This is a genomic window from Citrobacter sp. CK181 (assembly GCF_030333595.1).
Lineage (GTDB): Bacteria > Pseudomonadota > Gammaproteobacteria > Enterobacterales > Enterobacteriaceae > Citrobacter_B > Citrobacter_B koseri.
Map to the genome: position 1 here is coordinate 831,814 of NZ_JAOWFN010000011.1, position 21,804 is coordinate 853,617.

Sequence of the window (21,804 nt, forward strand, 5' to 3'; positions counted from 1 at the left end):
GCGTACAAACGCCAGGGTAGCGCTATGTTAACCGAGTGGTGACGATGTTGCTACGTCTGGAAGCCAGGGGAAGTTTTTACGTACGATGAGAAAAATTAAAATAGGGCTGGCGCTAGGTTCCGGCGCCGCAAGAGGATGGTCGCATATTGGTGTCATCAAAGCCCTGAAACACATGGGCATTGATATCGATATCGTGGCGGGATGTTCAATTGGTTCGCTGGTTGGCGCCGCATACGCCTGCAATAAACTGCCCGCGCTTGAACAGTGGGTGTGCTCATTCAGTTACTGGGATGTCCTGCGCCTGATGGATCTCTCCTGGCGCAGAGGAGGGTTGCTGCGCGGCGAGCGCGTCTTCAATCAGTACCGGAACGTTATGCCGGTACTGGATTTTGAACAATGCACCCGACGTTTTGGTACGGTGGCGACCAACCTGAGTACAGGGCGAGAATTGTGGTTTACCGAAGGCGACCTGCACCTTGCGGTTCGCGCGTCTTGCAGTATGCCTGGCCTGATGTCTCCGGTGGCGCATAACGGCTACTGGCTGGTGGATGGCGCCGTCGTTAACCCTGTTCCTGTCTCTCTGACGCGTGCGATGGGCGCCGATATTGTTATTGCGGTCGATCTTCAGCACGATGCGCACCTCATGCAGCAAGATCTTCTGTCTTTGAATGTCAGCAATGATAACGACGAGAGTGATGATTCGCTCTCCTGGCATGCGCGTTTGAAAGAGCGCCTCAGCAGCATGACTTCACGCCGTGCGGTCACCGCGCCAACGGCGATGGAGATTATGACAACGTCCATTCAGGTGCTGGAAAACCGCCTTAAACGCAACCGAATGGCAGGCGACCCGCCGGATATTCTGATTCAACCGTTCTGTCCGCAAATATCCACGTTGGACTTCCACCGTGCCAGTGCCGCTATTGCTGCGGGACAACTGGCGGTAGAGAAAAAGATGGACGAACTTTTGCCTTTGGTGCGTACCGACGTTTAACGCACCTTTTATACACACTTAAGCAAATTCTGACAGGCGCGAGCGGCAATAGCATGCCACTATTTACTAAAGCCAGTCAGGGGAGAAAACATGACGCAGCCATTGGTCGGAAAACAGATTCTTATTGTGGAGGACGAGCCTGTATTTCGCTCGCTTCTGGATTCGTGGTTTTCCTCTTTGGGAGCGACAACGGCACTGGCGGGCGATGGTCTTGACGCCCTGGAGTTACTGGGAAGTTTTACGCCTGATCTGATGATCTGCGATCTTGCGATGCCAAGGATGAACGGTCTCAAACTGGTAGAGCATTTACGTAATCGGGGCGATCAGACCCCCATTCTGGTTATCTCGGCGACAGAAAATATGGCAGATATCGCCAAAGCGCTGCGACTGGGCGTTGAGGACGTCCTGCTAAAGCCAGTGAAAGATCTCAATCGTCTGCGGGAAACCGTCTTCGCCTGCCTCTATCCCAATATGTTTAACTCTCGGGTTGAAGAAGAAGAACGCCTGTTTCGGGACTGGGATGCGATGGTTGATAACCCGGTGGCGGCAGCAAAGCTGTTGCAGGAGTTGCAACCTCCGGTTCAGCAGGTTATCTCGCATTGCCGAATCAATTACCGCCAACTTGTTGCGGCAGACAAACCCGGCCTGGTGCTGGATATTGCGCCGCTGTCTGATAACGATCTCGCTTTTTATTGCCTCGACGTGACGCGGGCAGGGGATAATGGCGTACTGGCCGCGTTATTACTGCGGGCGCTATTTAATGGCTTATTGCAGGAACAGCTCGCTCATCAGAATCAGCGTTTGCCGGAACTGGGGGCGTTATTGAAACAGGTCAATCATCTGCTTCGGCAGGCGAATTTGCCGGGACAGTTTCCGCTATTAGTGGGTTATTACCACAGCGGTCTTAAAAATTTGATACTGGTTTCAGCAGGCCTGAATGCGACGTTAAATACCGGTTCTCACCAGGTACAGATCAGTAATGGCGTTCCGCTGGGCACATTGGGCAATACCTACCTGAACCAATTAAGCCAACGCTGCGAGTCATGGCAGTGCCAAATTTGGGGCGCGGGCGGGCGTTTGCGTCTTATGTTGTCTGCGGAATGAGCAAATGAAAAGGCAAAGTGAAATTGATTTACCCGCCTTTCTCTGTGGGTGCTACTATCAGCGCCAGATTATACGTATTTGTCTTAATTATACTAACACGCGTCCTTTTCGGAACTGAGGCTTGTACCAGTGCTGATATACTCGGATGCGATACAGATTGATGAACACGTTCAATACATGAACAGTCCAGGAGATTTTTAAATGGCTGCCCTAAATTCGAAAGTCAAAAAAGCCGTTATCCCGGTCGCGGGATTAGGAACCAGGATGTTACCGGCGACGAAAGCGATCCCGAAAGAGATGCTGCCGCTGGTTGATAAGCCATTAATTCAGTATGTCGTGAATGAATGTATTGCTGCGGGCATCACTGAAATTGTGCTGGTGACGCACTCTTCCAAAAACTCGATCGAAAACCATTTCGATACCAGCTTCGAGCTGGAAGCTATGCTGGAAAAACGTGTTAAGCGTCAGCTGCTGGAAGAGGTGCAATCTATTTGCCCTCCGCACGTAACGATTATGCAGGTGCGTCAGGGGCTGGCGAAAGGCCTGGGTCATGCCGTATTGTGCGCGCATCCTGTTGTTGGTAATGAGCCCGTCGCGGTGATTCTGCCGGACGTTATTCTGGATGAATACGAATCCGATCTGTCTCAGGATAACCTTGCTGAAATGATTCGTCGTTTTGACGAAACCGGCTGTAGCCAGATTATGGTTGAGCCTGTTGAAGATGTTACCGCGTACGGCGTTGTTGATTGCAAAGGCGCGGCGCTGGCACCGGGCGAAAGCGTGCCGATGGTTGGCGTTGTAGAGAAGCCGAAAGCGGATGTCGCGCCGTCTAATCTCGCGGTAGTTGGCCGTTATGTCCTGAGCGCGGACATCTGGCCTCTGCTGGCGAAAACCCCTCCGGGAGCGGGCGACGAAATTCAGCTGACCGACGCGATTGATATGCTGATCGAAAAAGAAACGGTCGAAGCCTACCATATGAAGGGCAAAAGCCACGACTGCGGTAATAAATTAGGTTACATGCAGGCGTTCGTTGAATATGGCATCCGTCATAATTCTCTGGGCGCTGAATTTAAAGCATGGCTTGAAGACGAGCTGGGTATTAAGAAGTAAGCGGTATAATCTGAAAGGCGCGGCGCTGTTTAACAGCGCCGTTTTTTTTTGCCCTGAACAGACGAGGTATGGGGGAAGGGCAAAAAAAATCCCGCCACTGGCGGGATTTTAAGCAAACATATTCCGAATTATCCCTTGATCAGGAAATCGTCCAGTTGTTTACCTTGTTCTTCCATCGCTTTTTTGATCACTGCCGGTGTACGACCCTGGCCAGTCCAGGTTTTCGTTTCACCGTTTTCATCAACGTAGCTATATTTAGCCGGACGAGCAGCGCGTTTAGCTTTAGTGCCAGATTTAACGGCAGCCATGCTATTCAGCAGTTCGTTCGGATCAATACCGTCGGCAATCAGCATTTCACGATATTGTTGCAGTTTACGGGTACGCTCTTCAACTTCAGCTGCTGCGGCGCTTTCTTCTTCGCGACGCTCGTTAACAACAACTTCTAATTTTTCCAGCATTTCTTCAAGCGTTTCCAGGGTACATTCTCTTGCCTGTGCACGAAGAGTACGGATGTTGTTCAGAATTTTAAGTGCTTCGCTCATTGTAGTAATCTCAAACTTATATTGGGGGTGGTTTGTTGAGCTAATAATAGAGCGATAAATTCAGATGTGCAATAGCCTGGAATGTAAGGAATTCAAAATTGCTCTTTATTAAGTACAGATATTAATTATCCCATCTTAAATTTTTCTTGAAGAACCGCACAAAAAAGAGCTTATTGGCAACGAGGTTACTCCTGGCATAACGTTAAAATTCCAGGATTTTAGTCACATTTTATCAGGGTGGAATAGGCTGTCATTGCAGTAATTTCAACCTTTTGTATTAGTTTCCCTTACGGGAAAGTCCTAATACGTTGCCACATTTATGAGGAAGCGTAACAATAAGTATGAGCGCCCGGTTATGCGATGAGATGATAAGCAGCATTGATGAATATCTTAGGCACAATTTGTGAAGGAATGTGTATAACCGAACGATGTTTGCTCAATTCTTTATACTGGAGGCGTGACGAGGCGCCCCCGACATGCCGGTAAATTATGATACAATCCCGCCCAATCTTTATTTCAGCCAGGTGAGGGCCTGCTGCCAATGGCACAGCTATATTTCTACTATTCGGCAATGAATGCGGGTAAGTCGACTGCATTGCTGCAATCTTCATACAATTATCAGGAACGCGGGATGCGTACCGTTGTATATACAGCGGAAATTGATGACCGCTTCGGCGCCGGTAAAGTCAGTTCGCGTATCGGTCTCTCCTCGCCAGCAAAATTGTTTAACCAAAATTCATCGTTGTTTGAAGAGATTCGCGCCGAGAATGCGCAACAGACAATACATTGCGTTCTGGTTGATGAGTGTCAGTTTTTGACTCGCCAGCAGGTGTACGAATTATCTGAGGTTGTTGACCAACTGGATATTCCGGTGTTGTGTTACGGGTTGCGTACTGATTTTCGTGGCGAGTTATTTGGCGGCAGCCAATACTTACTCGCGTGGTCAGATAAACTCGTCGAATTAAAGACAATCTGTTTTTGTGGCCGTAAGGCAAGCATGGTATTGCGTCTTGATCAGGCTGGCAGACCTTATAATGAAGGGGAGCAGGTTGTGATTGGTGGGAACGAGCGTTATGTCTCCGTATGCCGCAAGCATTACAAAGAAGCCCTTGCCGAAGGCTCCCTGACGTCGATTCAGGAGAAACACCGCCACGCGTGATTGCACGCGTTCTGTAGGCCGGATAAGGCACTTGTGCCGCCATCCGGCGACCCCTACAACATTACGCAGAACCTGTAGGCCTGATAAGGCGCTTGCGCCGCCATCAGGCAAAAAAAAGCCCCCGAAGACGGGGGCTTTTTCAGAATGTCGCCTGGGCTAACGAATTAAGCAGATTTCTTCGCTTTCTTGTCAGCTTTCGGTGCGGCAGCTTCTTTCTTCGCAGCAACTTCACCTTCAGTGAATTCACGGCCGTAGTAGGTATCCAGCAGAATCTGTTTCAGCTCGGAGATCAGCGGGTAACGCGGGTTAGCGCCGGTGCACTGGTCATCGAATGCATCTTCAGACAGCTTGTCTACATGAGCCAGGAAGTCAGCTTCCTGCACGCCAGCTTCACGGATAGACTTAGGAATACCTAGTTCCGCTTTCACGCTTTCCAGCCATGCCAGCAGTTTCTCGATCTTAGCGGCAGTACGGTCGCCCGGTGCGCTCAGACCCAGATGGTCGGCGATTTCTGCATAGCGACGGCGAGCCTGCGGACGGTCATACTGGCTGAACGCAGTCTGCTTGGTCGGGTTGTCGTTCGCGTTGTAACGGATAACGTTACAAATCAGCAGGGCGTTTGCCAGACCGTGCGGAATGTGGAACTGAGAACCCAGTTTATGCGCCATAGAGTGGCACACACCCAGGAAGGCGTTCGCAAACGCGATACCGGCGATAGTCGCTGCACTGTGAACGCGTTCACGCGCTACCGGGTTTTTAGACCCTTCGTGGTAGGACGCTGGCAGGTTTTCTTTCAGCAGTTTCAGTGCTTGCAAAGCCTGACCGTCAGAGAACTCAGATGCCAGTACGGAAACGTAGGCTTCCAGAGCGTGAGTGACCGCATCCAGACCACCGAATGCACACAGAGACTTCGGCATGTCCATAACCAGGTTCGCATCGACAATCGCCATATCCGGCGTCAGCGCATAGTCTGCCAGCGGATATTTCTGACCGGTCGCATCGTCGGTCACAACAGCAAACGGCGTTACTTCAGAACCGGTACCGGAAGTGGTAGTGATTGCGACCATTTTCGCTTTCACGCCCATTTTCGGGAACTTGTAGATACGCTTACGGATGTCCATAAAGCGCAGCGCCAGTTCTTCGAAGTGAGTTTCAGGATGTTCGTACATGACCCACATGATTTTCGCCGCATCCATCGGGGAGCCGCCGCCCAGCGCGATAATCACGTCTGGTTTGAAGGAGTTCGCCAGCTCTGCGCCTTTACGAACGATAGTCAGCGTCGGGTCAGCTTCAACTTCAAAGAAGACTTCAGTTTCAACGCCAGCCGCTTTCAGCACGGAGGTGATCTGGTCAGCATAGCCATTGTTGAACAGGAAACGGTCGGTCACGATGAGCGCACGTTTGTGGCCATCAGTAATCACTTCATCCAGCGCGATTGGCAGAGAGCCACGGCGGAAGTAGATAGATTTCGGAAGTTTGTGCCACAACATGTTTTCAGCTCGCTTAGCAACGGTTTTCTTGTTGATCAGGTGTTTCGGACCAACGTTTTCAGAGATGGAGTTACCACCCCAGGAACCACAACCCAGAGTCAGGGAAGGTGCGAGTTTGAAGTTATACAGGTCGCCGATACCACCCTGAGAAGCCGGGGTGTTAATCAGGATACGCGCGGTTTTCATCATCTGACCGAAGTAAGCAACGCGTTCTGGCTGGTTGTCCTGGTCGGTGTACAGGCAGGAGGTATGACCGATACCGCCCATTGCAACCAGTTTTTCTGCTTTATCAACAGCGTCTTCGAAGTCTTTAGCGCGATACATTGCCAGCGTCGGAGACAGTTTTTCGTGAGCGAACGGTTCGCTATCATCAACAGCCGTTACTTCGCCGATCAGAATCTTAGTGGTTTCTGGTACGGTGAAGCCTGCCAGTTCAGCAATTTTATATGCCGGTTGACCAACGATAGCCGCGTTCAGCGCGCCATTTTTCAGGATAACGTCCTGAACGGCTTTCAGCTCTTTGCCTTGCAGCAGGTATCCGCCGTGGCTGGCGAAACGTTCGCGAACTGCGTCATAAACGGAGTCAACAACAACAACGGACTGTTCAGATGCACAGATTACGCCGTTATCGAAAGTTTTGGACATCAGTACGGAAGCCACCGCACGTTTGATATCTGCTGTTTCGTCGATAACAACCGGCGTGTTACCTGCACCAACGCCGATAGCCGGTTTACCAGAGCTGTATGCAGCTTTAACCATGCCCGGACCGCCTGTCGCCAGGATCAGGTTGATATCAGGGTGGTGCATCAGCGCGTTAGACAGTTCAACGGAAGGTTGATCGATCCAGCCAATCAGGTCTTTCGGCGCGCCCGCAGCGATAGCCGCCTGCAAAACGATGTCAGCCGCTTTGTTCGTTGCATCTTTGGCGCGCGGATGCGGAGAGAAGATGATTGCGTTACGCGTCTTCAGGCTAATCAGAGATTTAAAGATCGCAGTAGACGTCGGGTTAGTGGTCGGTACGATACCGCAGATGATACCAATCGGTTCAGCAATGGTGATAGTCCCGAAGGTGTCGTCTTCAGACAGCACACCACAGGTTTTTTCATCTTTATAGGCGTTATAGATGTATTCGGAGGCGAAGTGGTTTTTAATCACTTTATCTTCGATGATACCCATGCCGGATTCGGCAACGGCCATCTTAGCGAGGGGAATTCGAGCATCTGCGGCAGCCAGAGCGGCGGCGCGGAAGATTTTGTCAACCTGTTCTTGAGTGAAACTGGCATATTCACGCTGGGCTTTTTTCACACGCTCTACGAGTGCGTTAAGTTCAGCGACATTAGTAACAGCCATAATGCTCTCCTGATAATGTTAAACTTTTTTAGTAAATCATCTGCTCGATACGAGAGTATAGACAGATTGACGAAAGTTTGTATAACAGTCTGAAAATCAAACGGTTACTTAACGTCCATTTCGCTCTGATTTACTAAAAGAGCTTAAGCGATAGCGTTATCTAACTCTAACGCGTTACCTCCAGGTGGCGTAAGCAAGGTTACTCACTTCTGAGTAGTAATTGCGTGATCCAGATCAAATTTAAGCAAAGCTGACACCTTTCAGCAGCCCATTTGAGCCATTTCCGCCAAGTGTTAATAAATAGTGGTGATGAATAGAGGTGAAGTTAGCATAATCTACACATATTTATAACACCGAGAAATAGTCGTAATTTCAAGCAGTCAGGAGGTGAAATATGCTGACAAAAGGCGTATCTTCAGCGCGTTTTTCACCATTTTTATCGACATCATTTATCCGGCTAACGTTTCGGAGCTAACCGTGACCCAAACGCTTTTTGATTTTCCTGTTTATTCCAAGTTTTTCATAGGGTTATTTGCGCTGGTAAACCCGGTGGGGATTATCCCCGTCTTTATCAGCATGACCAGCTACCAGACGGCAGCGGCGCGCAACAAAACAAATCTCACGGCAAACCTGTCGGTAGCCATCATTTTGTGGATTTCGCTCTTTCTCGGAGATGGCATTTTGCAACTCTTCGGCATTTCGATCGATTCGTTCAGAATTGCCGGTGGGATTCTGGTAGTGACGATCGCGATGTCGATGATCAGCGGGAAGCTGGGTGAAGATAAGCAAAACAAACAGGAAAAATCAGAGACCGCCATTCGCGAAAGTATTGGCGTGGTTCCGCTGGCCTTACCATTAATGGCAGGGCCAGGGGCCATTAGTTCGACGATTGTGTGGGGAACGCGTTACCACACAATCATGCATTTAATCGGCTTCTCTGTGGCCATCGCTCTGTTTGCGTTTTGTTGTTGGGGGGTGTTCCGCATGGCGCCCTGGCTGGTGCGTTTATTGGGGCAAACGGGCATCAACGTCATTACGCGTATTATGGGCTTGTTGCTGATGGCATTGGGCATTGAATTCATTGTTACGGGGATTAAAGCGATTTTCCCCGGTTTACTGAATTAACGATCCTGACCGATAAAACGGAGCCGCTTCAGGCTCCGTTTCTTTTCCATTATCAGTAAATCTTCTCACTAAAGTTGAAATTCAGCGTTGAAATAATAAAAGATACTGATAATGTTTATGCCTCTTTGTTATTGATTCTATTATAAATTATTCTAATAACACTCACACCTGCCGTTATGTCGCCTGTTATTTTCTTAACATCATACTCTGGGGCTTGATGAAGGATTATCGAAATGTTATTAGTTATTTCAACGCTCTCTCAGATGAATGTGCTAAATAATAACCAATTGTTAAATTTATGTGCATTTTGGCCTGGCAGCAGCAACAGAACGAGGTCAGACTGTGGGTGAGTAGTTAACATATTGACTGGGCAAATAATTTTTCCTAAACGTCTCTTTTGGAGATGTCTTTCTGGTCAAAAATTTTTCCGTAAAAGAGAATTAGTTAACAAATCTGTAAAATGTATTGGCGGTTAAGAAACGCATTTGGTACTTTCCGGCCAGATATTTTGCAGAAGATTTTGCGGTGATGAGAATTATTTTCAATAAGCTTCTTGCACCAGACAGAATAAATGTCCGTCTCTGACAGGGGAGGCGGATACGGAATCGACGTAAGGCGATCGTACGAATCGTCAGAATAAATAAAGTCGGTGATAGCAAAGCAGTAAACGACCTGGCAGCAGCAAAATCTCCCGTGCTGTACAGGACCCTAACGGGATTAAACAGGCTGGTTAAGAAAACCAGTAATTATAATGAGTGGAGTACAAACACAATGTCCAACATCACAAAAAAAAGTTTGCTGGCGGCGGGGATTTTAACTGCGCTAATCGGCGGGAATGTCGCAATGGCCGCAGATGTCCCGGCGGGTGTTCAGCTGTCTGACAAGCAGACGCTGGTTCGCAATAATGGTTCTGAAGTTCAGTCTCTCGACCCACATAAAATTGAGGGTGTCCCGGAGTCAAACGTCAGCCGCGACCTGTTTGAAGGTTTACTGATCAGCGACGTTGAAGGCCACCCGTCACCGGGCGTCGCTGAAAAGTGGGAAAATAAAGATTTTAAAGTCTGGACATTCCATCTGCGTAAAAACGCAAAATGGTCAGACGGCACGCCTGTTACCGCGCACGATTTTGTATATAGCTGGCAGCGCCTGGCGAATCCGAATACCGCATCACCGTATGCCAGCTATTTGCAATACGGGCACATCGCGAATATCGATGACATTATTGCGGGCAAAAAACCGGCGACCGATCTCGGCGTAAAAGCCATCGACGATAATACGTTCGAAGTGACGCTGAGCGAACCGGTGCCTTATTTCTACAAACTGTTGGTTCACCCGTCCGTTTCTCCGGTTCCTAAAGCGGCTGTGGAAAAATTTGGCGAGAAATGGACCCAACCTGCGAATATCGTGACCAACGGCGCGTATAAACTCAAAAACTGGGTCGTCAACGAGCGGATTGTTCTGGAACGTAATACCCAGTACTGGGATAACGATAAAACGGTTATCAACCAGGTGACTTATCTGCCAATCTCTTCTGAAGTGACGGATGTGAACCGCTATCGCAGCGGTGAAATCGACATGACCTATAACAACATGCCGATTGAGTTATTCCAGAAGCTGAAAAAAGAGATCCCAAATGAAGTGCGCGTTGACCCGTATCTGTGCACTTACTATTACGAAATTAATAACCAGAAAGCGCCGTTTAACGACGTGCGCGTTCGCACCGCGCTGAAACTGGCGATGGATCGCGACATTATCGTTAATAAAGTGAAGAACCAGGGCGATTTGCCAGCCTACAGCTACACCCCTCCGTATACCGATGGCGCGAAACTGGTTGAGCCTGAGTGGTTCACATGGTCACAGGAAAAACGTAACGAAGAAGCGAAAAAACTGCTGGCGGAAGCCGGTTATACCGCCGATAAGCCGTTAACGTTTGACCTGCTGTACAACACCTCCGATCTGCATAAAAAACTGGCGATCGCGGTCGCATCAATCTGGAAGAAAAACCTGGGCGCCAACGTGAAGCTGGAAAACCAGGAGTGGAAAACCTTCCTTGATACCCGTCATCAGGGGACGTTTGATGTCGCGCGTGCGGGCTGGTGTGCAGACTACAATGAACCGACGTCCTTCCTGAACACCATGTTGTCCGACAGCTCAAACAACACCGCTCACTATAAGAGCCCGGAGTTTGACAAGCTGATTGCCGACACGCTGAAAGTGACCGACGAAGCGCAACGCACCGAGTTGTATGCCAAAGCGGAACAGCAGCTTGATAAAGATTCTGCGATTGTGCCGCTCTATTACTATGTGAACGCGCGTCTGGTGAAACCGTGGGTAGGCGGCTATACCGGTAAAGACCCGATGGATAATATCTACGTTAAGAACTTGTATATTATCAAGCATTAATGGCAAAGCGTGGGGCAAATGTGTTTTGCCCCACAGTGTCTTATTTTCATCGCACTATAAACATCTCTCTTTCAGTGCGTCTGAATGACGAGATGTAAAGGCACACGCCAGAAGGTACGGGCAATGTTAAAATTTATTTTACGTCGCTGTCTGGAAGCGATTCCGACGCTTTTTATACTTATTACGATTTCGTTCTTTATGATGCGTCTCGCACCGGGAAGCCCTTTCACCGGAGAGCGCGCATTACCGCCGGAAGTGCTGGCGAATATCGAAGCGAAATACCATCTTAATGATCCCATCATGACGCAGTACTTCAGCTATCTGAAACAACTGGCGCATGGCGATTTTGGGCCTTCGTTTAAATATAAGGACTATACGGTCAACGATCTGGTGGCATCGAGTTTCCCGGTTTCGGCGAAGCTGGGCGCAGCCGCCTTTTTCCTTGCCGTTATTATTGGCGTGAGCGCGGGCGTGATTGCGGCGCTGAAACAAAATACGCGCTGGGATTATACGGTGATGGGGGTGGCAATGACCGGGGTCGTGATTCCCAGTTTCGTGGTCGCCCCCTTATTAGTCATGATATTTGCCATCACCTTAAAATGGCTGCCCGGCGGCGGCTGGAATGGCGGGGCGCTGAAATTTATGATTCTGCCGATGGTCGCGCTGTCGCTCGCCTATATCGCCAGTATCGCCCGTATTACCCGTGGCTCCATGATTGAAGTGTTGCACTCCAATTTTATCCGTACCGCGCGCGCAAAAGGTTTGCCGATGCGCCGGATTATCTTCCGTCATGCCTTAAAACCGGCGTTGTTACCCGTACTGTCTTATATGGGCCCGGCCTTTGTCGGTATCATTACGGGTTCAATGGTTATCGAGACGATTTATGGTTTGCCGGGTATCGGGCAACTTTTCGTGAACGGGGCGCTGAACCGCGACTATTCGCTGGTGCTGAGTCTGACCATTCTCGTCGGTACGCTCACCATTCTGTTTAATGCGATTGTCGATGTGCTGTACGCCGTTATCGACCCGAAAATTCGTTACTGATACTGGAGCTCGCTATGATGTTAAGTAAGAAAAACAGCGAGACGCTGGAGAATTTCAGTGAGAAGCTGGAGGTTGAAGGGCGCAGCCTGTGGCAGGATGCTCGCCGTCGTTTTATGCATAACCGCGCGGCGGTGGCCAGCCTTATCGTTCTGGTCATTATCGCGCTGTTTGTCACACTGGCGCCGATGCTGTCGCAGTTCACCTATTTCGATACCGACTGGGGCATGATGTCCAGCGCGCCGGATATGGAGTCGGGCCACTATTTTGGTACGGACTCCTCCGGTCGCGATCTGCTGGTTCGTGTGGCGATAGGCGGGCGAATCTCGCTGATGGTCGGCATTGCTGCCGCGTTGGTGGCGGTGGTTGTCGGTACGCTGTACGGGTCGCTGTCCGGCTATCTTGGCGGCAAAATTGACTCCGTAATGATGCGTCTGCTGGAAATCCTCAACTCCTTTCCGTTTATGTTCTTCGTCATTTTGCTGGTGACCTTCTTCGGCCAAAACATCCTGCTGATTTTTGTGGCGATCGGGATGGTCTCCTGGCTGGATATGGCGCGTATCGTTCGCGGGCAGACGTTAAGCCTGAAGCGCAAAGAGTTTATCGAAGCGGCGCAGGTTGGCGGGGTCTCAACGGTCAGCATTGTTGTGCGTCATATTGTGCCGAACGTGCTGGGCGTGGTGGTGGTTTATGCATCGCTGCTGGTGCCGAGCATGATCCTGTTTGAATCCTTCCTCAGCTTTCTGGGTTTAGGGACGCAGGAGCCGCTGAGCAGTTGGGGCGCATTGTTGAGCGATGGTGCGAACTCTATGGAGGTCTCACCCTGGTTGCTGCTGTTCCCGGCGTGTTTTCTCGTTGTGACCTTATTCTGTTTTAACTTTATCGGCGATGGCCTGCGTGACGCCCTCGACCCGAAAGATCGTTAAGGAGTGCAGCCATGAGCGTAATTGAAACCTCAACCGCGCCACTCGCGCAACAACGGGCTAACGCACTGCTGGACGTGAAAGATCTTCGCGTGACGTTTAGTACACCCGACGGCGATGTGACGGCCGTAAACGACCTGAACTTTACGCTGCGTGCCGGGGAGACCTTAGGCATTGTCGGCGAGTCAGGTTCAGGCAAATCGCAAACGGCGTTTGCGTTGATGGGGCTGCTGGCGGCGAATGGCCGCATTGGTGGTTCTGCGACGTTTAACGGCCGCGAAATTCTCAACCTGCCGGAGCGTGAACTCAACAGGCTACGCGCTGAACAAATCTCAATGATTTTTCAGGACCCAATGACCTCTCTTAACCCGTATATGCGGGTTGGCGAGCAGTTAATGGAAGTGCTGATGCTGCATAAAGGTATGAGCAAGGCCGAAGCGTTTGAAGAGTCTGTCAGAATGCTGGACGCGGTGAAAATGCCGGAAGCGCGGAAACGGATGAAGATGTATCCGCATGAGTTTTCCGGCGGGATGCGCCAGCGTGTGATGATTGCGATGGCGCTGCTGTGTCGGCCGAAATTACTGATTGCGGATGAACCGACAACCGCGCTGGACGTGACCGTTCAGGCGCAGATCATGACGTTGCTTAATGAACTGAAACGCGAATTTAACACGGCGATTATCATGATTACGCACGACCTTGGCGTCGTGGCCGGTATTTGCGATAAGGTGCTGGTGATGTACGCCGGGCGTACGATGGAATACGGCAAGGCGCGCGACGTCTTTTACCAGCCTGTTCATCCGTATTCCATCGGTTTGCTCAATGCGGTTCCGCGTCTGGATGCCGAAGGGGAAACGATGCTGACCATTCCGGGCAACCCGCCGAACTTGCTGCGCTTGCCTAAAGGGTGTCCATTCCAGCCGCGTTGCCCGTATGCGATGGAGATTTGCAGTTCAACTCCACCCCTGGAGGAGTTCAGTCCGGGGCGTTTGCGCGCCTGCTTTAAACCGGTGGAGGAGCTGGTATGAATGCTGTGACCCAGGAGAGAAAAGTGCTCCTCGAAATTGCCGATCTTAAAGTGCATTTCGATATCAAAGATGGCAAACAGTGGTTCTGGCAGCCGGCGAAAACCCTGAAAGCGGTCGATGGCGTTACGCTGCGATTGTATGAAGGTGAAACGCTGGGGGTGGTTGGGGAATCCGGCTGCGGTAAATCGACCTTTGCGCGGGCGATTATTGGTCTGGTGAAAGCGACCGATGGCCGCGTGGCGTGGTTAGGGAAAGATCTGCTGGGGATGAAACCTGATGAATGGCGGGACGTACGCAGCGATATTCAGATGATTTTCCAGGACCCGCTGGCGTCATTGAACCCACGCATGACCATTGGAGAAATCATCGCTGAACCATTACGCACCTATCATCCAAAATTGCCGCGCCAGGAAGTGCGCGATCGGGTGAAAGCGATGATGATGAAGGTGGGGCTGCTGCCGAATCTGATTAACCGTTACCCGCATGAGTTTTCCGGCGGCCAGTGCCAGCGTATTGGTATCGCGCGTGCTCTGATCCTGGAGCCAAAGCTGATTATTTGCGATGAGCCGGTTTCGGCGCTGGACGTGTCGATTCAGGCGCAGGTGGTGAATCTGCTGCAACAGCTACAGCGTGAAATGGGGTTATCGCTGATCTTCATCGCTCACGATCTGGCGGTGGTGAAGCATATTTCCGATCGTGTGCTGGTGATGTACCTGGGTCATGCGGTGGAATTGGGAACCTACGATGAGGTGTATCATAATCCGCTGCACCCTTATACCAAAGCGCTGATGTCCGCCGTGCCGATTCCCGACCCGGATCTGGAAAAGAACAAGACGATTCAGTTGCTGGAAGGGGAATTACCGTCACCCATCAATCCGCCGTCGGGGTGTGTTTTCCGCACGCGTTGCCCGATTGCCGGGCCGGAGTGTGCGAAAACCCGACCGGTGCTGGAGGGCAGTTTCAGGCATGCGGTTTCCTGCCTGAAGGTGGACCCGCTATAAATTTAAGGGCTGACATGATGTCAGCCCTTTTTTTGGCATCAGCCCGATCGCTCGACGTCTTTCTTATTCACGCCAAAGGATATGGCAAAGTTTGTGATCTTTTTCGCGGCATAACAGCACGCGGGCAAAAATATCGTTAATTTCGCCGTCTTCGCTATCCGCCAGGCCAATCACGACTTCGGCAAAAAAGTCAGGGTTGAGGTCAAAATCAACGTGTTCCTGCCAGTCTTCTGACGGATCGAATAACTCCGCGCCGCCGCGCTCTTCGAACTGTAAATTGAACAGAATAATATCTGCCGGATCGAGATTATCCGCCGCCAGTTCGAGAAAAATATCATAAGCCTGCTCAAGCGTTTCGTCTTCAGTCAGGCGATTGTTCAGATCCATTTCCATAATGACTACCCGTTTACCGTCTCTTGGGCACGTTTTACAGCAACGGACTGAAGAAGTAAAACAGTCGCTCAGTAATCCGCTGCCATAATGGCCGTTTTACCCACAGGCGGGCATCAAGCAGGCGAGAACGTGAAATATAATCATCCTGAACCGCAGCCAGATCTCCGCCGAATCCGGCGTCGTCAATCACCAGCGTGATTTCAAAATTTAACCACAGGCTGCGCATATCCAGGTTCACGGTGCCAACCAGACTCAGCTCGCCATCCACCAGCACGCTCTTGGTGTGCAACAATCCACCTTCAAACTGATAGATTTTGACTCCGGCGGCCAGCAGTTCAGTGAAAAAGGCGCGGCTGGCCCAGCCGACCAGCATGGAGTCATTTTTACGCGGCAGGATGATGCTGACATCCACGCCGCGCTGCGCCGCCGTGCAGATCGCGTGCAGTAAATCGTCGCTGGGGACGAAATAGGGCGTTGTCATGATCAGATATTCACGAGCGGAATAGGCTGCCGTCAGCAGCGCCTGGTGAATCAGATCTTCCGGGAAGCCGGGCCCTGAGGCGATAGTATGAATGGTGTGTCCGCTGGCCTGCTCAAACGGCATGATATTGACGTCTGGAGGCGGCGGCAGGATGCGTTTACCCGTTTCGATTTCCCAGTCGCAGGAGTAGACAATCCCCATCGCGGTCGCTACCGGGCCTTCCATTCTTGCCATCAGATCAACCCATTGTCCCACGCCGGCGTCCTGTTTGAAGAAACGCGGATCGACCATATTCATGCTGCCGGTATAGGCGATGTAGTTATCAATCATCACCATCTTGCGGTGCTGGCGCAAATCCATACGGCGCAGAAAGACACGCATCAGATTGACCTTCAGCGCCTCAACCACTTCAATTCCGGCGTTACGCATCATGGCCGCCCACGGGCTGCGGAAAAAGGCCACGCTCCCGGCGGAGTCCAGCATCAGACGGCAATGAATGCCGCGTCGCGCCGCCGCCATCAGCGACTCTGCAACCTGATCCGCCATGCCGCCGGGCTGCCAGATGTAGAACACCATCTCAATGTTATGGCGCGCCAGTTGAATGTCGCGGATAAGCGCCTGCATCACATCGTCAGAGTCGGTCAGCAGTTGCAGCTGATTGCCTTTAACGCCAGCGATTCCCTGGCGTCGCTCACACAGCTTAAACAGCGACGAAGCGACGCTGCTGTTTTCTTCGGCGAAAATGTGTTTACAGGCTTTGAGGTCGTTCAACCACTTCGCGGTGGACGGCCACATCGCTCTGGCGCGTTCGGCGCGGCGTTTCCCTAAATGCAGCTCGCCGAATGATAAATAAGCAATAATCCCTACCAGCGGCAGAATATAGATGATTAAGAGCCAGGCCATCGCGGAGGGAACGGCGCGTCGTTTCATTAAAATACGTAACGTCACACCGGCAATAAGTATCCAGTACCCCAGAATGACCAGCCAACTCACCACTGTGTAGAAGGTTGTCATAAATTTAAAAATCCTTTTGAAAGCGTATTGTTAAGAGTTTACGCATCAGGCTTCATCTGGCAAATAAAAACACCGGAAAAGCGCTGGTCTGCTCCTGACGAGAGGGTATAATGCCTGCTCTGGCACTGTAAGAGTAGTTAACATGAAGCGTAGTAGAACGGAAGTGGGACGCTGGCGCATGCAACGTCAGGCTAGCCGCCGTAAAGCGCGTTGGCTTGAAGGACAATCGCGTCGTAATATGCGTATCCACTCAATCAGAAAATGCATTCTCAATCATCAACGTAACACGTTATTGTTTGCGATTCACAGCATCTGATACAACCAGGGCACCGTATTCGGTGCCCATGAATGCAAACCCCGCCTGATTTAAAAGACTTTTTTATACGGTTTTACAGAGACTTGCGCATACACGCCCGCAGCCACATACGGGTCTGCGTCTGCCCAGGACTGCGCTTCTTCCAGCGATTCGAATTGTGCAATCACGGTTGAGCCGGTAAACCCGGCTGCACCGGGATCGTTGCTGTCGACGGCTGGCATAGGGCCTGCGGTCAACAGTCGGCCCTCATCATGGAGCAGTTGCAGGCGCGCCAGATGGGCAGGGCGGACGGAAAGACGTTTTTCAAGAGAATCGGCGATATCCTGAGCGTAAATGACATACAGCACGGGTAGAGCTCCTTAATCGGTAAAAGTCGTTAATTACGTTATTGGAAAGGTCTTTCAACTGCAACGCAAAGATAACGACTTTGTTAAGACCGTGCATAACACAGGGACTTTTTGCGGTAATATTGCGTTTTAAATGCGGCTTACCGTGATGTCTTATTGAATATGATTGCTATTTGCATTTAAAATCGAGGCCTGGTTTTTTAACTGAAACGATTATGACTTCAATGACCCTTGATTTACCTCGTCGCTTTCCCTGGCCGACGTTACTTTCCGTTGGCATTCATGGTGCTGTAGTGGCGGGTCTGCTGTATACCTCGGTACATCAGGTTATTGAACTGCCTGCGCCCGCGCAGCCGATCTCAATCACAATGGTCGCGCCTGCCGATCTTGAGCCACCACAGGCGGTTCAGCCGCCGCCGGAACCCGTCGTCGAACCTGAGCCGGAACCTGTTCCTGAGCCGCCAAAAGAGGCGCCGGTGGTGATTGAGAAGCCGAAACCTAAGCCGAAGCCAAAACCTAAACCGGTGAAAAAGGTTCAGGAGCAGCCTAAACGTGATGTTAAGCCTGCTGAACCGCGCCCGGCCGCACCGTTTGAAAATACGGCGCCGTCGCGTCCGACAACGAATACCGCAGCGGCAACCAGCAAACCGGCCGTCAGTGTTCCTGCGGGGCCTCGCGCGTTGAGCCGCAACCAGCCGCAGTATCCGGCACGAGCGCAAGCGTTGCGTATTGAAGGCCGCGTGAAAGTGAAATTCGACGTCACTTCAGACGGGCGAGTGGAGAATGTTCAGGTGCTTTCCGCTCAGCCGGCGAACATGTTTGAGCGTGAAGTGAAAAACGCGATGCGCAGATGGCGCTATGAAGCAGGGAAACCGGGGTCGGGCTTAGTGGTTAATATCATCTTCCGTCTGAACGGCACCACGCAGATCGAGTAATCGCGATCCCCTTAAATCGTAGAGCGGATAAGGCGGCGCACCGCCTTATCCGGTAATTCATGCCTGAACCGGCAGCGGGCGAGGTTTACCGTCACTGTCTACCGCCACATAGATGAACAGCGCCTCGGTTGCTTTATAACGCTGGCCGATTGGCTCTGACGCCACCTTTTTCACCCACACTTCAATATTAATGCTGACAGACGTTGTGCCGCGTTTAACGCAGCGGGCATAACAGCATACGACGTCGCCTACGGCGACAGGGCGCAGAAAACTCATTCCCTCAACGCGCACGGTCACTACGCGACCATGAGCAATTTCTTTAGCCTGAATCGCGCCGCCAATATCCATTTGTGACATGAGCCAGCCGCCAAAAATATCGCCGTTAGCATTGGTATCGGCGGGCATGGCCAGCGTGCGTAAAACCAGTTCGCCCTGAGGAGCGTTATTTGTTGTTGTCATTGTAGAACCGACTGTGAAGAAAGATTTCAGGCGCGAATGCTACTATGATTTGCGCAGGGAGAACAGAGGGGAAACGCGCGTCAGGCTGGCGTGAAGGGGATGCCAGACCAGACGGTCTGGCAAACAGAACTCAGGATTTATCTTCCTGCGGCAGATGGCGGTAAATGTAGACCCCGCTCAGAAGGGTAAAAATCAGCGTCAGCGCGGTTAAACCGAACACTTTGAAGTTGACCCAGATGTTTTGCGGCAGCCAAAACGCGATGTAGATATTGGCGAGCCCGCAGAGGATGAAAAATACGGCCCATGCCAGGTTCAGCTTAGACCAGACCGGCTGCGGCAACGTCAGTTCTTTCCCTAACATGCGTTGAATCAGCGGCTTTTTCATGACCCACTGGCTTATCAGCAGCGCACCGGCAAACAGGCCGTAAATCACCGTCACCTTCCACTTAATAAACTCATCGTTGTGGAAGAAAATGGTCAGGCCGCCGAACACGGCAACCAGAACGAAAGTGATCAACGCCATCTTTTCGACCTTGCGATAGCGAACCCAACTGTAGATCAACACAATGGCTGTCGCGACAATCAGGGCGGAGGTCGCCGCATAGATGTCGTACAGCTTATAAAAAGCAAAAAAGACAACCAGCGGTAAAAAATCAAGAAACTGCTTCATTCTTCGATTCCGTAATCAAAAGTTTTGGGCAAACCGGCCCTTAACACGTTCAGGGTTATTGGCGAATCAACATATACAGGCGGAACAAATAGATGAGCAATATGGCGGAAATCAAATTGCTCAGCGTATTCGCCAACACTGCGCCAACATTCGGCGTCAGCGCTGCAAAGCTGGGGGCAAACAGCAGCAAGAGCGTTTTCGCCAGTAACCAGCCGATCACCGCCGGAGCGACCAGTCGCATATTAGACCACGCCAGACGCATACTGTTGCGCATGGCGGCAAATACGCCCATCTTGTCCTGAACCAGCATCACCGGCGCAAGCGCCAGCAGAATCGCCATCAAAATCCCCGGTACGACAATCAGCATAATACCGATTTGCACTAACAGGGTAGTCAGAAAAATCAGGACAAACAATTTAGGTAAAACCGGCGCGCTGGCACCGATAGCACGTAATGCGCTGACCCGATGACCGGCGGAAATCAGCTGGATCATCAGCAAAACGCCCCCTGCCAGGATCGCATTGCCAATGAGTCCTGAAAATGTTGATGCCGCTGAAGCCCGTAATAATATTTGCTGCTGTTCCGGCGTCATGTTCTGCACCAGATCGAACAGGCCAACGCTACCGGTCAGATGCTCCCCTTCACTGAGTTGCGCGATTTGGGCATCGCTGGGGGAAAAGGCATGACCTAAAACCACCGTAATAAATGCGCACAGCAACGAAACCAGCAAGATGGTTACAAATTGATTACGGAAAAAGTTCCCCGTGTCACGGTAAACGGACTTCGCCGTGATAGACATGCACTCTCCTTGAGTTTTGCAGGTGTTAATTTGCGGGCAATTGTACCCTGGATAACTCTACAGTGGCAGCATCACGGGGTGTATGGAAAAGCATATCTTTGTAAAGCGCGGGTAATTTGGGCTGCGAAAGCGCCAGCCGTCCTCTCTTTTACAATCCATCCGCCTGGTTGAAAAAGGCCATTTATCACTAAAATTCGGAAAATTTGATTCAAACGGCTTTAACCAGGATTTTAGATGCAAGTTCTAAATTAATCTGGATCAATAAAGGTTAAATTACAGGGCCTAATGTGATCTGTATTGGATCACTTATTACTCCATTGTAGGTATATTCGTGACGCATTTATAACCATAACGATGGAGCGGATATGAAAAAGTTAACAGTGGCAGCCCTGGCAGTAAGTACTCTTCTCTCTGGTAGTGCGCTTGCGCATGAGAGCGGTGAGTTTTTTATCCGTGCGGGCTCGGCGACCGTGAGACCGACGGAAGGGGCAGGCGGAACGCTGGGGCATCTGAACGGTTTTGACGTCAGTAACAATACGCAACTCGGTTTGACTTTTACTTATATGGCAACCGACAACATTGGTATTGAACTGCTGGCGGCGACGCCGTTCCGCCATAAAATTGGGACAGGGGATACCGGTGATATCGCTACCGTGCGTCACCTGCCGCCGACATTAATGGCGCAGTGGTACTTTGGCGACGCCAGTAGCAAACTGCGTCCTTATATTGGCGCAGGTGTAAACTACACCACCTTCTTTGACGAAGGTTTCAACAACAATGGTAAAGAGACAGGATTGTCCGATCTGAGTCTGAAGGATTCCTGGGGAATGGCCGGGCAGGTGGGTATGGATTACCTGATTAACCGAGACTGGTTAATTAACATGTCGGTCTGGTATATGGATATCGATACTACCGCAAGCTATAAACTCGGTGGTGCCCAGCAGCATGACAGCGTCCGCCTCGACCCGTGGGTATTTATGTTCTCTGCCGGTTATCGTTTCTGAGTTTATATGACCCATCTAAAAAGCGGGCTGTCTTACAGCCCGCTTTTTATATTCTGCTGATTTCAACATCATACCTCTCCCTGAGATGCTATCTTTGAAACAAGCCTGTTTTGAGAGCA

General features: G+C 50.9%; 21 protein-coding genes and 1 pseudogene. 13 read left to right on the top strand and 9 right to left on the bottom strand.

The window, feature by feature from the left end:
• Window positions 1-85: 85 nt before the first annotated feature.
• The 3 genes from rssA (at window position 86) to galU (ending at window position 3,205) form a co-directional block, all read left to right on the top strand.
• Complete coding sequence (gene rssA, locus OGW17_RS08010; RefSeq protein WP_012132192.1) at window positions 86-991, top strand: patatin-like phospholipase RssA; 906 nt, start codon at window positions 86-88, stop codon at window positions 989-991.
• A gap of 90 nt (window positions 992-1,081) precedes the next feature.
• A complete protein-coding gene (gene rssB, locus OGW17_RS08015) occupies window positions 1,082-2,095 on the top strand; it encodes a two-component system response regulator RssB (protein ID WP_012132193.1) in 1,014 nt (337 codons plus the stop codon).
• Between the two features lie 201 nt (window positions 2,096-2,296).
• The gene (gene galU, locus OGW17_RS08020; RefSeq protein WP_012132194.1) at window positions 2,297-3,205 is read left to right on the top strand and encodes a UTP--glucose-1-phosphate uridylyltransferase GalU; all 909 of its coding nucleotides are present in this window, start codon (window positions 2,297-2,299) and stop codon (window positions 3,203-3,205) included.
• A gap of 128 nt (window positions 3,206-3,333) precedes the next feature.
• On the opposite strand, the gene hns is transcribed toward galU, so the two are convergent.
• Entirely contained in the window at window positions 3,334-3,747 is a 414-nt protein-coding gene (gene hns / locus OGW17_RS08025; protein ID WP_012132196.1) for a histone-like nucleoid-structuring protein H-NS, read from the bottom strand.
• Between the two features lie 541 nt (window positions 3,748-4,288).
• Between hns and tdk the strand changes: the two genes are divergently transcribed.
• Complete coding sequence (tdk, locus tag OGW17_RS08030) at window positions 4,289-4,906, top strand: thymidine kinase (protein ID WP_058669235.1); 618 nt, start codon at window positions 4,289-4,291, stop codon at window positions 4,904-4,906.
• 164 nt (window positions 4,907-5,070) lie between these two features.
• On the opposite strand, the gene adhE is transcribed toward tdk, so the two are convergent.
• Window positions 5,071-7,746: a bifunctional acetaldehyde-CoA/alcohol dehydrogenase gene (adhE, locus tag OGW17_RS08035; RefSeq protein ID WP_047463440.1), complete on the bottom strand. Its 2,676-nt coding sequence runs from the start codon at window positions 7,744-7,746 to the stop codon at window positions 5,071-5,073.
• 477 nt (window positions 7,747-8,223) lie between these two features.
• Here adhE and OGW17_RS08040 point away from each other — a divergent pair, with 477 nt between their 5' ends.
• The 6 genes from OGW17_RS08040 to oppF all read left to right on the top strand — a co-directional run bounded on the left by OGW17_RS08040 (window position 8,224) and on the right by oppF (window position 15,267).
• Window positions 8,224-8,871: a YchE family NAAT transporter gene (locus OGW17_RS08040; RefSeq protein ID WP_024130298.1), complete on the top strand. Its 648-nt coding sequence runs from the start codon at window positions 8,224-8,226 to the stop codon at window positions 8,869-8,871.
• A gap of 771 nt (window positions 8,872-9,642) precedes the next feature.
• Window positions 9,643-11,274 carry an oligopeptide ABC transporter substrate-binding protein OppA gene (oppA, locus tag OGW17_RS08045; protein WP_012132200.1) on the top strand — a complete coding sequence of 544 codons (1,632 nt, stop codon included), beginning with the start codon at window positions 9,643-9,645 and terminating at the stop codon, window positions 11,272-11,274.
• Between the two features lie 123 nt (window positions 11,275-11,397).
• Window positions 11,398-12,318 carry an oligopeptide ABC transporter permease OppB gene (gene oppB, locus OGW17_RS08050; RefSeq protein WP_012132201.1) on the top strand — a complete coding sequence of 307 codons (921 nt, stop codon included), beginning with the start codon at window positions 11,398-11,400 and terminating at the stop codon, window positions 12,316-12,318.
• 14 nt (window positions 12,319-12,332) lie between these two features.
• On the top strand, window positions 12,333-13,241 hold the full coding sequence (oppC, locus tag OGW17_RS08055) for an oligopeptide ABC transporter permease OppC (RefSeq protein ID WP_049009147.1): 909 nt from the start codon (window positions 12,333-12,335) through the stop codon (window positions 13,239-13,241).
• 11 nt (window positions 13,242-13,252) lie between these two features.
• Complete coding sequence (gene oppD, locus OGW17_RS08060) at window positions 13,253-14,266, top strand: murein tripeptide/oligopeptide ABC transporter ATP-binding protein OppD (RefSeq protein ID WP_012132203.1); 1,014 nt, start codon at window positions 13,253-13,255, stop codon at window positions 14,264-14,266.
• On the top strand, window positions 14,263-15,267 hold the full coding sequence (gene oppF / locus OGW17_RS08065; protein WP_012132204.1) for a murein tripeptide/oligopeptide ABC transporter ATP-binding protein OppF: 1,005 nt from the start codon (window positions 14,263-14,265) through the stop codon (window positions 15,265-15,267). Before oppD ends, oppF begins: the two co-directional genes overlap by 4 nt.
• Window positions 15,268-15,330: 63 nt before the next feature.
• Here the strand turns inward: oppF and OGW17_RS08070 are convergent, their stop codons facing one another.
• Window positions 15,331-15,660: an HI1450 family dsDNA-mimic protein gene (locus tag OGW17_RS08070; RefSeq protein ID WP_012132205.1), complete on the bottom strand. Its 330-nt coding sequence runs from the start codon at window positions 15,658-15,660 to the stop codon at window positions 15,331-15,333.
• A gap of 34 nt (window positions 15,661-15,694) precedes the next feature.
• Entirely contained in the window at window positions 15,695-17,155 is a 1,461-nt protein-coding gene (gene cls, locus OGW17_RS08075; protein ID WP_012132206.1) for a cardiolipin synthase, read from the bottom strand.
• Between the two features lie 142 nt (window positions 17,156-17,297).
• Here cls and OGW17_RS08080 point away from each other — a divergent pair, with 142 nt between their 5' ends.
• The gene (locus OGW17_RS08080) at window positions 17,298-17,471 is read left to right on the top strand and encodes a YciY family protein (RefSeq protein ID WP_012132207.1); all 174 of its coding nucleotides are present in this window, start codon (window positions 17,298-17,300) and stop codon (window positions 17,469-17,471) included.
• Window positions 17,472-17,521: 50 nt separating this feature from the next.
• On the opposite strand, the gene OGW17_RS08085 is transcribed toward OGW17_RS08080, so the two are convergent.
• Window positions 17,522-17,818 carry a YciI family protein gene (locus OGW17_RS08085; protein ID WP_012132208.1) on the bottom strand — a complete coding sequence of 99 codons (297 nt, stop codon included), beginning with the start codon at window positions 17,816-17,818 and terminating at the stop codon, window positions 17,522-17,524.
• Between the two features lie 224 nt (window positions 17,819-18,042).
• Here OGW17_RS08085 and tonB point away from each other — a divergent pair, with 224 nt between their 5' ends.
• Complete coding sequence (gene tonB, locus OGW17_RS08090; protein ID WP_071259038.1) at window positions 18,043-18,753, top strand: TonB system transport protein TonB; 711 nt, start codon at window positions 18,043-18,045, stop codon at window positions 18,751-18,753.
• Window positions 18,754-18,810: 57 nt separating this feature from the next.
• On the opposite strand, the gene yciA is transcribed toward tonB, so the two are convergent.
• From yciA to OGW17_RS08110, 4 genes and pseudogenes are all read right to left on the bottom strand, one after another.
• Window positions 18,811-19,212 carry an acyl-CoA thioester hydrolase YciA gene (yciA, locus tag OGW17_RS08095; protein WP_012132210.1) on the bottom strand — a complete coding sequence of 134 codons (402 nt, stop codon included), beginning with the start codon at window positions 19,210-19,212 and terminating at the stop codon, window positions 18,811-18,813.
• 130 nt (window positions 19,213-19,342) lie between these two features.
• Window positions 19,343-19,882, bottom strand: coding sequence for a septation protein A (locus tag OGW17_RS08100; protein WP_012132211.1), 540 nt, complete (start codon window positions 19,880-19,882; stop codon window positions 19,343-19,345).
• A gap of 55 nt (window positions 19,883-19,937) precedes the next feature.
• Entirely contained in the window at window positions 19,938-20,681 is a 744-nt protein-coding gene (locus tag OGW17_RS08105; RefSeq protein ID WP_071258422.1) for a YciC family protein, read from the bottom strand.
• Between the two features lie 25 nt (window positions 20,682-20,706).
• Window positions 20,707-20,796 (bottom strand): annotated as a pseudogene (locus tag OGW17_RS08110) (YkgJ family cysteine cluster protein); the annotation flags it as partial.
• A gap of 250 nt (window positions 20,797-21,046) precedes the next feature.
• On the opposite strand from OGW17_RS08110, the gene ompW reads away from it, so the two are divergent.
• Window positions 21,047-21,685 (top strand): outer membrane protein OmpW, encoded by a 639-nt coding sequence (gene ompW, locus OGW17_RS08115; protein ID WP_047463524.1) that lies wholly within the window; start codon window positions 21,047-21,049, stop codon window positions 21,683-21,685.
• The last annotated feature ends 119 nt before the right edge of the window (window positions 21,686-21,804 follow it).